This window comes from Methyloprofundus sp. (genome assembly GCF_965251085.1).
Taxonomy (GTDB): domain Bacteria; phylum Pseudomonadota; class Gammaproteobacteria; order Methylococcales; family Methylomonadaceae; genus Methyloprofundus.
On record NZ_OZ252594.1, the window covers coordinates 4,821,209 to 4,835,304 of the forward strand.

A 14,096-nucleotide genomic window follows, 5' to 3' on the forward strand; every position below is an offset into this window, starting at 1 on the left:
ATTATTGTTGATTCCTAAGGATAACATTTGAGATAAATCTGTTCGCCTGAAAGGCGAAGGTTTTAACCTTACGAATGGAAAATAAACGCTTACTGTATAGTCACAGAATGGAAAAACTTTTGGAGAAATAACTAGTGAAAGGAATTATATTAGCTGGCGGCTCAGGCACCAGACTTTACCCCATAACCAAAGGTGTATCTAAACAATTGCTTCCTGTTTATGATAAACCAATGATTTATTATCCCTTATCCGTATTAATGCTGGCGGGGATAACAGAAATATTAGTCATTACCACGCCCGATGACCAAGCCAGTTTTCAACGTCTATTAGGCGATGGAACTGATATAGGCATCAAACTAAGTTTTATCATTCAGCCCTCCCCTGATGGACTTGCACAGGCCTTTATTTTGGGCAAAGACTTTATTGGTGATGACGATGTCTGTCTTGTTTTAGGAGACAATATTTTTTACGGCCATGATCTAAAAAAAGTACTTTCTACAGGCGTTGACACCGCTCGAATTGACAATAAAGCCACTGTCTTTGGTTATCGCGTTGCTGACCCTGAACGCTATGGTGTTACCGAATTTGACGATTTCGGCAATGTTGTCAGCATAGAAGAAAAACCAAATGAGCCAAAAAGTAATTACGCAGTCACGGGGCTTTATTTTTATCCTAATGATGTCATCAATAAAGCAACAGTCATAAAGCCTTCCCACAGAGGCGAACTAGAAATCACCACCGTTAATCAATTATATTTAGACGAAAGTAGATTAAAGGTTGAGTTATTAGGCAGAGGCTACGCCTGGTTAGATACCGGCACACATGACAGCTTATTAGAAGCATCACAATTTATAGAAACCATCGAAAAACGGCAAGGTTTAAAAGTCGCTTGTATAGAAGAGATTGCTTTTGAAGAAGGCTATATTAGCAAAGAACAATTAATAGCGTTAGCACAACCGTTACTAAAAAACCAATACGGACAATATTTACTTAAACGTGCAGAAGAAGGGATGAGCGCATGAAGTACACACCACAAGCGATTCCTGAAGTCATCTTAATTGAGCCGAAAGTACATGGCAATAATCGTGGGTATTTTGTCGAAACCTTCCGTCAAGACTTGTTTGAACAAGCCACAGGCTATCCGGTTAACTTCATTCAAGATAATGAATCTAAATCAGTACAAGGCGTATTACGTGGCCTGCACTTTCAGCGCCCACCCTACGCTCAAAGCAAACTCGTCAGAGTGATTGAAGGTAGTGTATTGGATATTGCAGTGGATATACGCACAGGCAGCCCGACCTTTGGTCAGCATGTGAGTATAGAACTTAGGTAAGCGCTCAACGAAGCACGTACTTGCCCTATTCAGGCGTATCTGATTTTTTAATATTCCAGGGCAACAAAGCCTCCACTTTATCAACCGTATCAGCATAAGGTAAAGCAGTGAGAACCTGCTTAAGATATGCATAAGGCTCCAGCCCATTTGCTTTAGCTGTTTCTATCAGGCTGTAATGTATTGCACTGGCACGAGCACCTGCAGGGGTATCAGAAAATAACCAGGCTTTGCGCCCTATCACAAACGGGCGAATCGCATTTTCTGCCAGGATGTTGCTAATATTGAGTTCACCATGGGTGCAATACACATTGAGTTTTTCCCACTGGTTACTCAGGTAAGTCATTGCCTTTCCTGTCAGGCTATCTTTAGGTACTTTATGCTGGTTTTCTTCCAGATAGGCTTTGAGCTGGTTCAATACAGGAATGCTCTTCTCCTGGCGCTGCTGATATTTTTCATCCACTGACAGGTCTTTAATTTCTCGCTCAATGACATACAGTTTATTGATCAGGCTCAGCGCTTTACCTGCTTTTGAGGGTTTGTTATTTTGTCCCTTTTTGCGTTTAGGCTGTGCATTCTGGGCATCTTTAAAATAACGACGCGCATGATCCCAGCACCCCAGATGGGTGATGCTGTTTTTTTGGCACACGGCATTGTACCCCGCATAGCCATCGGTTTGCAGATAGCCACTAAAGCCGTCAAGCAGGCGCATGGGGACGTCTCCACTACGAGAGGGATCGTATTCAAACAGGATGCTTTTTTCACCCGGTGGCCCGCCAAGCGTCACCCACATATATTTATCTGAGGTCGCTGGCCGCCCCGGTTCTTTTAATACCTGAACCCGCGTTTCATCAGCGAGTATGACTGCCCCTGTGTGTTGATGCTCTCGCATCAGATTAATCAGGGGCTGAAGTTGTTTAGCCAGTGCGATCATCCAGTTTGCTAATGTCGCTCTGGAGATGTCACCCCCATAACGAGACAAGATGCCTTCTTGCCGATATAAAGGTAAGCCGTCAGCATACTTGGCGATAATAACAAAGCACATTAAACTGATGCTTCCCATTGCTCTGGCAATAGGGTGTCTGGGCATTTGTGCGGCTTTAACCTGGCGTTGCTTTTCGCCTTCAATCTGTTCGACAAAGACCGCTTTTTCCTGCATGTATTCAAGAACACGTACTTTAGCAGGAATAATATCCAGCTCTTCTTTCACTTTCGTGAAGAAAGTATCAATAGCGCCTTCTTTTTCTTCATCCGTTAAATGAATAAAAATTTGCTCGCGGGGTAACTTATCCGAAAAGGGTTTGCGTCCCGGCTTTTTCTTCGTGCCAGTAGAACTTGTCTGCTTATCGCCCTCAGGTGCTTCATCAGCTTCCTGGTCTAATTCCTCGCTGCTATCTGCTTCATTCTCTGCTTCATCAAACAAAGAGGATTGATGAGATTGTTCACTCGATGACCCAAAGCGTTTTATTTTAGATAAGCGTAGTACCTCTTCCAGAATAAGGATGCGTTTTTTCTGTTCGGAAATCACCCCAGACTTAACTTCAATCACACGCGTCAGTTCATCAATAGCCTCTTCTTTTTCAAGCAACAAAGCAACACTCTCCGACAGCAAAGAACCGGCTTTATCTTGTTGTTTTATATTTGAAATATCGGCTAAAATCATGGCTTTATTATAGCCTTTATAGTGGCAATAATGAACACAAAAACAGCTAAAAAACAGACTCATATTGAAGTTTTTTATGACCCTTCATCGCGCTAATATCAAAGCCATCCAGCAACCAGTTTAACGGCTGTCCTGTTAAGGTTAATGTCTCTTCATCACCTTTAGGCCACTTAAATTTGTCTTCTACCAATGACTTGTAATAAAGGACAAAACCATTATCTTCCCAGAACAGACATTTAATCTTATTCCGCTGTTTATTCGTAAAGGCATAGAGAGCCCCCTCAAAAGGATTATGCCCTAACTCACATTCAACAATCGCCGATAGCCCTCGGTGTGACTTACGAAAATCAATGGGACGCCGATACAGATACACCTCCGTTAAAGACAGGGATGGACGCATAACAACCGTCACCGCAACAGCTCAAGCAGTGGTTGAATACACGACATAGTGTCCTGCGTAATACCTTCCAGACGTGTGCCATCATTAAATCGTAAGGATAATCCAATAGCTAGATCCGGTGAGATACCCTCGTCAACCCGAATGCGCGTAAATCCTGTAGGGGAAGTAGTAGGCTTTACAGTCGATTTACGTTTCCAGTAGCCGAACTTTTGCGGGCATAAATCATGTTGCCGACAATAAGCTGCCTGTGATTGGCCTGATGCCTGCCAGTGCTCTATGTGAATAGGCCAGAAAGTCTTTTCCTGTATTTTTTCTAACGCTGCCATTTAAAATTCCCCGTGGTATTTAACAATGGGGATAGTTTGGCATTAATCTGAGTTGCCGTGAAGTACGCTGACTATTGAGCGCTTACCTTTAAGTTTTGTTAAAGACCGAATAATTGATTGATGACCTAAGGGAGTATTATCAAAGGATTTAGCTTTACGTGCCTTGCCATTAACCATGACGACAACAACTAATTCCTTACAACTCACATCAATTCCGATAGTATTCATTTTTTCTCTCATATTTAAGTATTATAATGATCACTGGTTTCGAGGCCCTGACACTTCACCTACCGTCCTTGTGAATGCAGACTCAGAAGCATCGCTTACAGGTCTCAGATACTCCACGGCATGGATGACGAGGGTGGGGAGCCAATCTACATACAAGCTCGAAGCTTCAGGATGGGCCGGCTTCCCCAGAAAATCAGTTATTACTATAATTGTTTTGTGTTAAATAATCCTGTGTTTAAGAGATATGTTTAATATACAAGGATGGGTAGAGCGATTTATTGCGAAACCCATCATTTTGCGTGATATTGATGGGTTTCGCTACGCGCTCTTACGAGTTATTGCGTGCCTAAAAAGCAGGCACTCCATTCTACCCATCCTTGGAAATGTTAACTTAATTTGTATTAGGTACGTATCAACGCTGGCATGTTTTTGATAAATAAATGTTTTCCTGATTACGGATAACACTCAGCCATTTTGAATATAACTTTACTTGATTATCCATAACTCTCAGCTAGACTCCGTCATTCCAGCTACCATTTTAAAACGGGACAAAGCAATGTAGGCTGGGTTAGCTTATCTAGCGAAGCGCAGATAACGTAACCCAGAACTTTACGTATCCGGGGCTTTGCTGGGTTACGTTTTTTTACTTCGTTAAAAAAATCTAACCCAGCCTACGGTGTCCCGCCTTAAGTGCGTAGCCGTGATTCCTGCATGCTTTTAGCAGGGATCTCGTAGGTTAAGCATAGATTCCCGATAAAGCTTGTGCCCACGCTTGACTGGGTAGACTTCGGTAATGATGAGTTTTTTAATAAACTGTTTTTAATGTTTTATTCTCTTATGGCTGAGAGTTGTGCGTAATTAGGTAACTTTAAGTATCGGTAAGCTATATTTCGCGCGGTCACGGATGCGGTTGTATAGTGAGCTTATTTTTTTCGATAGCAAGGCGTTGAAACTGGCACATGGCTGGCTACGTAACGTTTTCAGTAACGTCGCTATCGGCAAAAACTCAGCCGCTAGAAATTCGCAATCGTGATTGTGCGAAGTATAATTAACCCTCTAGATTCCTGTTAAAAATATGCAGGATGACTAAGCATAACTGATAGTAATGGGTAATCAGGAATGTTTTTAGGTGGAAGAAGTCAGGAAGAAATATGCATATTATTTTTAGAGAATACAGCAAGGTAGTGTGGCAGAAAAAATGGTATTTCCTACTGTGTATTCTGGGGCTCAGTAGCGCAACGATACTGGATTTTTATGTGCCGGTTTTGTACAAAAATATAGCCAATGGACTGGCATCTGACTATTCTGCAGCAACCCATAGTATGATGCTGGATAACCTAGTGATGATCGCAGTATTTTATGCAGGCGTCTGGCTTTCCTGGCGGGTTCTGGAGATCGGTATTATTCCGGTAGATGGTGGTGGGGTGAGTCTGCTGGAAAAGCGCTGCTTTGATGTGCTAAAAAAGCAGCAATATATTTTCTTTGAAAACAGTTTTTCGGGTAGTTTGATTAAGCAGGCGAATCGATTTTCGCGGTCTTTTGAAATTATCATGGACTGGAGCCTGTTTCAACTATTTCAAAATATTCTGGCTATTTCCATAGCCTTTGTGATTTTCTACCAGCAACAACCACAGTTTGCCCTGTATTTTCTAGCCTGGGTTGTGGTGTATCTAATATGGAATATAGGTTTTTCCTGGTGGAAATTAAGATTTGACGAGGTCGTGGCTAAAGCGGATTCTAAAGTCGGGGCTGTGTATTCAGATGCTATCAGCAATATCTTTATAGTCAAAAGTTTTGTACTGGAAGATACCGAGCAGCGACGTGTTGATCAAGCTTCCAATGAAGTCTACAAACGTAAGAAAATAGCCTGGATTCTTATGTTTATTTCCTTTGCGGTACAAGGCTTGCTGGTGTTTTCAATTGAATTATTATTGATGTATTTAATGATCGATAAATGGCATACCGAGACTTTTCAGATAGGTGAATTTGTTTTATTTCAATCTATCCTGTTAATGTTGATTCAGAGGTTATGGGAATTCGGGCGCAATTTACGCAATTTCTTTACTGCTCTGGCTGATGCGATGGAAATGAGTGAGGTCTTTAAAAATACTGAACTGGAGGTGGATAGTCCGCAGGCAAAAGCACAACAAATTTGCAGAGGACAGATTGACTTCGAGCATATAGATTTCGCATATCAGGGGCATCGGCCTTTGTTTGAGAACTTTTCGCTGCATATCAAAGCAGGGGAAAAAGTAGCGCTGGTTGGGCAATCCGGTTCCGGTAAAACCTCATTAACACGATTGCTGTTTAGGTTTATTGAGGCGCAAAGTGGGCAAATTCTATTTGATGGTATTGATAGCCGGGACTTTACTTTAGCCTCGTTGCGTCAGCAAATTTCCCTGATTCCGCAACAACCTGAATTATTCCACCGCTCGGTGCGGGATAATATCACTATGGGAGCTAAAGTAGCCGATACGGAACTGCACAAAATTGCGCAACAGGCACAAAGTCTGGAATTTATTCAGCAATTACCGCAGCAATTTGACACTAAAGTAGGTGAGCGGGGAGTCAAGTTATCGGGGGGCGAAAAGCAACGCGTAGCGATTGCTCGTGCATTTCTGGAAGATGCGCCGATAGTCGTGCTGGATGAAGCAACAAGTGCGCTGGACTCCCTAACCGAGCAGCAAGTTCAGGTGGCTATTTTTGAGCTATTGAAAAATAAAACCGCCCTGATTATTGCGCATCGTTTGTCTACAATTTTACGTATGGATCGAATCATTGTGCTGGAGCAGGGCCGAATTATAGAACAGGGGACTCATCAGCAATTATTGGCCCAGCAAGGTCGGTATCATCAGATGTGGCAACATCAGCAAGGTGAATTTCTGGGTGAGTTGAGCTAGACTTAGGTAACTGGAAAAAAATAATCGTTCAATATTTGGGCATGATTTTTGTTTGTCATCGGTGCTGTAGCAATAGCCGCATAGCTGGCTACGTAACTATTTCTACAGTGCTGATGACGGACAAAAAGACCAGCAAGGATGGATGATTATTTGTTTCTAGGTGCCTTACTAAAGTACGGATGAACGCTGTATTATTTAGTAGCACCTAAATCCTGCAAGCATTATACATAATAATCCACAAAACTCCTTATTAAACAATGATATAATATCATTTTCCTGATTTCACTATCTCATTGTTTTAATGAAGCCCTCTAAAGTATCAAAATCCTCATCTCACGTAAGAAACCGTACCCGAACGGTAAAAATGACATCTACAGCACATGGATTGACAAGCCAGGCGGGACTGATTCCCGTCGTGAAATATTTAGACAGGATAGGTTTTGAAAAAACCGTAAAACAAAGCGTTCCACATCGGCGGGGTGAAAATGCAGACCATCACTTATCTGATGTGGTTCTATTGACGTTGGTTGGCATGATGGGGGGAGCAACATCAATGGCAAAGGTGACGACCGTATGGGCAGATAGCGTACTGCGCAAAGTAGCTGGCTGGATAAAGATTCCTGTTGAAACCACAATTTTACGGATCTTTAAAGAAGTAAGTGATAGGCAGATAAGCCAGTTTGAAACGCTCACGCATACTTTGCGTGGTCAACACTGGCGGCGATTGCTTCGTTCCGGAAAATCGAAAACTGGCATACAATCCGTCCAGTGGGTCGATGTCGATTCAACTGTGGACACCGTTTGTGGTCGACAAGAAGGAAGTGCCAAAGGCTTCAACCCCAAAAAGAAAGGTGCCCGTTCATACCATCCACAACTCGCTTTTCTAGCGGAAACAAAAGAAATTTTACAAGCCTGGTTCCGGACAGGCAATGCCTTTACAAGCAATGGTGTTGTAGAATTTACCAAACAGTTACTTGCACACTTGCCCAATCGGATGCGCATTATTTTTCGCGGTGACAGTGGTTATTTTGTCGGTGATTTGCTTGAATTTCTCGATACCAGAGGGCATGGGTATCTAATAAAGGTTAAACTTAAGAATTTGAACGCATTGCTGGCCAAACAGGCCTGGACAGCCATACAAGGCCGACCCGGTTGGGAGCAGAGCGAGTTTCAATATCGTTGTGGTGGCTGGTCTCGCTCTCGTCAGTTTGTCGCGGTCAGGATAAAGCAACCTAAACAAGTGACAGGACCTCAGTCCGAGCTTTGGGATACGGCAGAATATGACTATTTTTGTTATGTAACAACTGAACCTCTATCGCCTTGGCAAACACATAAGAAGTATGGTGAACGAGCGACGTGCGAAACATGGATTGAAGAAGCAAAATCACAAATGGGTTTAGGTAAAATCAGAACGAATCAATTTCTGGCTAATGCCGCATTATTTCATTGCGCCGTTCTTGCCTACAATACCGTGCGCTGGATGGCTCAATTGAGTGGCAACAAAACGTTGTGCCAATGGGAGCCGGATACACTTCGTACTTATCTGATTCGGGTGGCTGGAAAATTACTCACAGGCAATAATCAGCTGAGAGTCAGAACACCTGCAGATCCGCTCTATCCACAGGAATGGGATGATTGGGTTAAGGTGGGGTTACTCGCTTAACATTAACCGAAGTTAAGTCACTTTGATTAAAAGGTCATGGCACGTTGGCAGGGTGTTTATTGCCTTGGGCTCGGGGGATATCCATACGATACAAAAAATTTCCTCTATTTATGATTTAAATCTGGATATTTTGATCGGTTGGACAAAGAGGGCTGGCAAAGCGGCAGTAAAAACCTAATAACCACTTAGCTAGACAGGTTAATGAGAGTCAAAATATGGGCTTGCAGGATTTAGGTAGCACATAAACATTAGGAGATGCTATGAGTGAATCAACAGAAGCAGATTATGGGCCATTGGCTGGATTAATTGGCATCTGGCAAGGTGATAAAGGGCTTGATGTAGCACCTGATCCAGAGGGGACAGAAAATAACCCTTATTATGAAACGATTGAATATTCAGCATGTGGCAATGTCACTAATGCTGAATCTCAGGTATTAGCAGCAATCTATTACCGTCAGATCGTTAAGCGAAAATCGAATGATGGCGTATTTCATGATCAAACGGGGTACTGGATGTGGGATGCGGCAAGGCAACTTATGATGCACTCGCTATCAATTCCACGAGGCGTATGTGTGCTAGCAGGGGGGCGATATACCGGGAGTAAAATGCCAGCCGGGGAGCTTGTTATAGAGGTGTCAGCTCAGGCTGATGATGCTGATTGGGGAATTGTGCAATCACCGTTTATGGCTGGAAATGCGCGTGCCACAGCGTTTAATCAAAGCATTACAGTGGGCAATGGTAAATTATCCTATATGCAAACAACCATGGTTGATATTTATGGAAAAACCTTCGAGCACACCGACAAGAATGAATTAGTGCTCTCTTTATGACATAGCCGTAGGGCGGTGCTTTAGCCCGCTATCCGGGCAATGCTGGCGGGCTAAAGCACCGCCCTACGTTAGTTTTGTTATTAACAAGCTCGCCGTTCTTTTAACATCAGATATACACAATAAGTCGCAGCGGCAGCAAGCAGATGCTTCACCGTGTGGCCACTAATCAGCCCATCGCTCAGTGCAAAAATGCGGCTATCATTTAGCTCAAAAATTTTGGCAAGAACATAAAAAGCCAGTCCATAGATCAGGTAATGGCGGTGTGTGTACTGACTTTTATAAAGTAGTAGAATAAGCGGTATGGCAGCCAAGGTTCCGAATTGAACCAGACCGTAAAAACGCAAATCTCCCGTGTAGTGCCAATAGACAACACTGGAAATGCCAAGTAATAGACTGGCGAGTAATATGGTTTTTTCAAAGCGAAAGGAAATATGCTCGATTAGCAGCGCCACAAAAAGGCTCATAAAACAAAGGGTCATCGGCAGGCGATCCCAGACCAGGGTCTGATTATTGGGATTCCAGTGATAATAGCTAGAACCTGTCGCCACTAGAATAAGACCAAAAAAGTATACACGCCATGATAGCGATGTGTCGTTGCGGTTGCTTAAGCAATATAGCAGTCCGACCCAACCGATAATCGCAAAGGGTAAATTACTGATTACATCTGCAAAGTTAGGGATAAATAACCATGACCGCTTATCGGCCAGCAGGTGATAACTGGATTTTTGCAGCATCGGTTCGGTGACTAGTAAAGCCACGCTAACCAGGGCAATAAAGCTTAGAGAAATGCGGATAAGCCACTGATGTCTGGGGTGGTTTATTAAAGCTGCTAGCGTTTTTAGAGTCAGAGGATACATTTTCATACCCTGTATCTTAAACGATTAAAGCAGTAAAGGAACGAGTGAAGGCGAATTTAGGTAAAGTGTAGTAGCCTCAAACCCTATATGATAATTTGCAAAACAGGACACAACCAAATAAGAGATATTATGGCACAAGAAAGTAACTCCCAAATCCTTATTTATCAAACTGAATCTGGACAAATAAAAATAGACGTTCGATTAGAAAACGAAACAGTCTGGTTAACCCAAAAGTTGATGTCAGAACTTTTTCAGGTAGCAAAATCAACTATCAGCGAGCATATAAAGCATATTTTCCAAGAAGGTGAGCTTGAAAAAGAGGCAACTGTTCGGAAATTCCGAACAGTTCAAACTGAAGGAACTCGTAATGTTAATAGGGGAATTGAGTACTACAATTTGGATATGATTATTTCAGTGGGTTATCGAGTGCAGTCTCATGTCGCAACCCGTTTCCGACAATGGGCGACTCAACATATCCGTGAATATATTGTAAAAGGTTTTGTGCTAGATGATGAGCGTCTGAAAAATCCCGATACCCCCTTTGACTATTTTGATGAGCTACTTAGGCGTATTCAAGATATTCGTACTTCTGAAAAACGTTTTTATCAAAAAATAACTGAAATATACGCAACTAGCATTGATTACGATCCAACTTTAGAAACCAGTATTACTTTCTTCAAAACTGTCCAAAATAAATTGCATTGGGCGATTACAGGCCAAACAGCAGCAGAAATTATTAAAGATAGAGCGGATTCTAACTTACCCAATATGGGGTTAACTAATTTCAGGGGAACAACGCCTAGAAAACATGATGTAACAATTGCTAAAAACTATTTAAACGAAAAGGAATTAGCCTCATTGAACAACTTGGTGGAGCAATACTTAGTATTTGCGGAAGGTCAGGCAATGAGGCATATTCCTATGACAATGATAGACTGGATAAAGAAACTTGATAGTTTTTTGACTTTAAATGACCGCGAAATTTTACATCACGCCGGGAAAGTTTCTCATCAAATAGCAAAGCAAATTGCTGAACAAGCATATGACAAGTTTAATCAAATAAGAATAAAACAAAAAGATAAACAAGATGGAGATTTTGAGCTGAGTATTAAGGGAATTGTAACGGGTAAGACGACTAATAAATGAGTAATACTGTAGAACGTTTGTGGTGTTTTAATAATTGCGGGTAGAGTGAAGCTCAATTCTTATGTGGAAGTCGGATATGGTGATTTTCCTAGTGTTTATAACCCAAAAATCAACAGACGAGCTGGTTATTTTGATGTTCAAGTCAGATGCAAAAAGCCGCATTGCTTAATATCGCTGATTATGTCTATGCAAGTCTAACAATATTAGAAAGGAAACCTCAAAAAATCTGGCGATAGTCTACGCTCAATAATTTCTCAAAATTTCCTAAATATTCGATAGCTCTACTTATTAGACATCAATGTAGGATAGTAAATCCAATCCTTTTCCCTGGCTGGCACATGACAGCCTAAACAGTCTGTTTTATAGTCTGAGGAAACATTTTTGTGCATATTGCCAGGCTTAAACAATGCCCAACCCCAACCATCACCCCAGGACTTATTGTCAGCGAAACGATTTTCAGTATCTTTTACCATGACAAACCATTGCTTGATGTCTTTGGTCGCATAATGAACATCTTTCCCCGTTGTATAATCACCTGCCTTTGACGCTCGTAACTCCTTTATCAACGTTGCACCATCAGGAAATTTACCCGTCTTGCGATAAACCTCTACTGTTTTTTGTTCGGTGTAAACATCATGAAAGCCACTTGCATCGCCTTCAGGAACAAACCATGACCCTAAATGAACCATTATTGCACGAAAGTCTTTTGGAAGACTGATGTTACCTTTATCGTCAACATTTGCAGAAAACGTTTCACCTGCCATGACCGGAAAAGAGCTAATACCAAGAGCAATAACAAGTGCAACACTAACACTTAGTCCCATGTTGCCAGATTTTGTAGAAACCATAATTATTTACCTTTTGGTTCGATATAGCTATTATTTAACTTAGATTCATAACCGCCAGTGGCATTTTTACCCTTTGCTTTGCCCGAGTTCAATACAGGATAATATTGCGTAAAGACAAAATCATCAGCCGCCGCTCCCTTATGACAACTGTTACAAGATGCTGTAGGGAAAGCCTTTGCTGTTTCAGCTAGAGTCTTATGATCTTTACTGGAAAAACTAAAGTAAGCCCAGTTACCCGGTTCATCAGGAAAATTTGATTTACTTTTGATGGTTGCTTCTAAACCAATGAATTGACCTTGAAAATAGCCGTTACCACTGACGGCAGCTTTTGAACCCACACTAACCAATTCCTTTATTAAAATAGTGCCATCACGAAATTCACCTTTTTCTTTCCAGTGTGCCCAGCTTACAGGGTCAATATATACATTGTGATGATCAGGAAATGCCGCTTTTCCACCATTCATATCATTTGGTGTGACCGGCGTTCCGACATAAACCCATTCACGGTAGCCAGTTGGTCGTTGCAACTTACCTTCATTAATAGTATAGGCATCTTCTGCATGCACCACTGATAAAGGTGAAAACTGTAATATTGCACCTGCTAACATAGAGGTGCTTATAGAAAATAGTTTGTTTTTCTTGGTTATCATGATTAACCTACCTTGTTTGTATAACAGAGTTAGAAAGTATCATTACTCTCTAACTCATATTATAAGTCACTCACGCTTTAAAGAGGGTATTTGAAATGATCAAAGATGTATCCAATCGTATCAAACATGAAAACACCAAGTTTGATGTATTAGGCGATGTTTTAGAGACATTAAGGTTTCGTGGAAGTATCTTTTTTCGTTCTAATCTTGCAGCGCCTTGGGGAATGTCCTTTGACAATACAAAAAACCCACGATTTCATATTGCATTAGCAGGTGATTTTTTTGTTGGCCACAACACCAAAGACAGTGAAGCCACCCATATTAATCACATGGAAGTGATCATGCTTCCTCAAGGAGGTCCGCATTGGATTGCAGATAAAACTAATCGTCAACTAACGCCTACCAGCATGGCTGGTGAAGCTTGTGAACTAGGTACTCCACTTTTTCAACAGGGAGAATTTACCCATGAATTAGTGTGCGGTGTCGTCAATTATGATGATCAAATATTTCATCCTATTTTAGACGCATTGCCTGCAATTTTACATTTCTCTAATATTCAAGCGGATGATCCTATCTGGAAGGTAATAACACTGATTGATAAGGAAATGAGTGAACAATCTATTGGACAACCGTCTATTGTTGATCGCTTAACGGAAGTGCTTTTCTTAAAGCTATTAGGACAACATGCACTAGATGGAACAGAAGCGACGGGGTTTTTCTCTGCTTTTCATAATCACAGAGTCTACCAGGCGCTTAAGCTCATTCATCAATTTCCTGAGAAACAGTGGTCATTAAAATTGCTTGGAGAGAGCCTAGGAATGTCACGAGCGACACTAACAAGACAATTTAATAGCACGGTAGGTACTCCTCCTATGACCTACATTGCTAACTGGCGTATGGCAAAGGCGTTTCATTTGCTTAAACATTCTAGCGACACGGTAGATCAAATTGCGGATAAAGTAGGGTTCTCAACACCACTACGGTTTTACGCCCAATGAGCTAAGAAAAAATATAAGAATATCGTAATTTTTTACGTTGAGGTGGAAAAATAGATTGTATATTTCTAGCCAGGCACCAGAGAAGCAGGTATTTGATAAAAAATATCATGATAGAACAAGCGTTTTGTAGATGGGCACGGATGGAGCCCTTTGCTCATCCTACAGTGTTTATTTTGCTGTAACTACTCAGCATGTCTGAGTAGTTACAATGATTTTTACATAATATATATCTGTAGGGCGGTGCTTTAGCCCGCCAG

General features: G+C 41.6%; 14 protein-coding genes. 7 read left to right on the forward strand and 7 right to left on the reverse strand.

Annotation, left to right across the window (positions count from 1 at the left end; all coding sequences use genetic code 11):
* The first annotated feature begins 134 nt into the window (after positions 1-134).
* Positions 135-1,022, forward strand: coding sequence for a glucose-1-phosphate thymidylyltransferase RfbA (gene rfbA / locus ACQY3F_RS22795; RefSeq protein WP_428356109.1), 888 nt, complete (start codon positions 135-137; stop codon positions 1,020-1,022).
* Positions 1,019-1,333, forward strand: coding sequence for a dTDP-4-dehydrorhamnose 3,5-epimerase family protein (locus ACQY3F_RS22800; protein WP_428356111.1), 315 nt, complete (start codon positions 1,019-1,021; stop codon positions 1,331-1,333). Before rfbA ends, ACQY3F_RS22800 begins: the two co-directional genes overlap by 4 nt.
* A 25-nt stretch (positions 1,334-1,358) precedes the next feature.
* On the opposite strand, the gene tnpC is transcribed toward ACQY3F_RS22800, so the two are convergent.
* The 4 genes from tnpC to ACQY3F_RS22820 are packed head-to-tail and all read right to left on the reverse strand — an operon-like array spanning position 1,359 to position 3,947.
* The gene (gene tnpC, locus ACQY3F_RS22805; protein ID WP_428357443.1) at positions 1,359-2,993 is read right to left on the reverse strand and encodes an IS66 family transposase; all 1,635 of its coding nucleotides are present in this window, start codon (positions 2,991-2,993) and stop codon (positions 1,359-1,361) included.
* Positions 2,994-3,039: 46 nt separating this feature from the next.
* Entirely contained in the window at positions 3,040-3,393 is a 354-nt protein-coding gene (gene tnpB / locus ACQY3F_RS22810; RefSeq protein WP_428353775.1) for an IS66 family insertion sequence element accessory protein TnpB, read from the reverse strand.
* 8 nt (positions 3,394-3,401) lie between these two features.
* Positions 3,402-3,719, reverse strand: coding sequence for an IS66 family insertion sequence element accessory protein TnpA (tnpA, locus tag ACQY3F_RS22815; protein ID WP_428353774.1), 318 nt, complete (start codon positions 3,717-3,719; stop codon positions 3,402-3,404).
* A gap of 42 nt (positions 3,720-3,761) precedes the next feature.
* On the reverse strand, positions 3,762-3,947 hold the full coding sequence (locus ACQY3F_RS22820; RefSeq protein WP_428357445.1) for a hypothetical protein: 186 nt from the start codon (positions 3,945-3,947) through the stop codon (positions 3,762-3,764).
* A 1,151-nt stretch (positions 3,948-5,098) separates the two neighbouring features.
* Here ACQY3F_RS22820 and ACQY3F_RS22825 point away from each other — a divergent pair.
* The 3 genes from ACQY3F_RS22825 (at position 5,099) to ACQY3F_RS22835 (ending at position 9,340) form a co-directional block, all read left to right on the forward strand.
* Positions 5,099-6,847 (forward strand): ABC transporter ATP-binding protein, encoded by a 1,749-nt coding sequence (locus tag ACQY3F_RS22825; protein ID WP_428357447.1) that lies wholly within the window; start codon positions 5,099-5,101, stop codon positions 6,845-6,847.
* Between the two features lie 301 nt (positions 6,848-7,148).
* Positions 7,149-8,510: an IS1380 family transposase gene (locus ACQY3F_RS22830; protein ID WP_428352972.1), complete on the forward strand. Its 1,362-nt coding sequence runs from the start codon at positions 7,149-7,151 to the stop codon at positions 8,508-8,510.
* 260 nt (positions 8,511-8,770) lie between these two features.
* Complete coding sequence (locus ACQY3F_RS22835) at positions 8,771-9,340, forward strand: heme-binding beta-barrel domain-containing protein (RefSeq protein WP_428357449.1); 570 nt, start codon at positions 8,771-8,773, stop codon at positions 9,338-9,340.
* An 80-nt stretch (positions 9,341-9,420) separates the two neighbouring features.
* Here the strand turns inward: ACQY3F_RS22835 and ACQY3F_RS22840 are convergent, their stop codons facing one another.
* Positions 9,421-10,203 carry a ceramidase domain-containing protein gene (locus tag ACQY3F_RS22840; RefSeq protein ID WP_428357450.1) on the reverse strand — a complete coding sequence of 261 codons (783 nt, stop codon included), beginning with the start codon at positions 10,201-10,203 and terminating at the stop codon, positions 9,421-9,423.
* Between the two features lie 123 nt (positions 10,204-10,326).
* On the opposite strand from ACQY3F_RS22840, the gene rhuM reads away from it, so the two are divergent.
* Complete coding sequence (gene rhuM, locus ACQY3F_RS22845; protein WP_428357451.1) at positions 10,327-11,343, forward strand: RhuM family protein; 1,017 nt, start codon at positions 10,327-10,329, stop codon at positions 11,341-11,343.
* Between the two features lie 281 nt (positions 11,344-11,624).
* Here the strand turns inward: rhuM and ACQY3F_RS22850 are convergent, their stop codons facing one another.
* Together ACQY3F_RS22850 and ACQY3F_RS22855 are read right to left on the reverse strand one after the other, a co-directional pair.
* Positions 11,625-12,191: a cytochrome P460 family protein gene (locus ACQY3F_RS22850; protein ID WP_428357452.1), complete on the reverse strand. Its 567-nt coding sequence runs from the start codon at positions 12,189-12,191 to the stop codon at positions 11,625-11,627.
* Positions 12,192-12,193: 2 nt separating this feature from the next.
* Entirely contained in the window at positions 12,194-12,841 is a 648-nt protein-coding gene (locus tag ACQY3F_RS22855; protein ID WP_428357454.1) for a cytochrome P460 family protein, read from the reverse strand.
* A gap of 95 nt (positions 12,842-12,936) precedes the next feature.
* Here ACQY3F_RS22855 and ACQY3F_RS22860 point away from each other — a divergent pair, with 95 nt between their 5' ends.
* Positions 12,937-13,839, forward strand: a complete 903-nt coding sequence (locus ACQY3F_RS22860; protein WP_428357455.1) for an AraC family transcriptional regulator — start codon at positions 12,937-12,939, stop codon at positions 13,837-13,839.
* Positions 13,840-14,096: the final 257 nt, after the last annotated feature.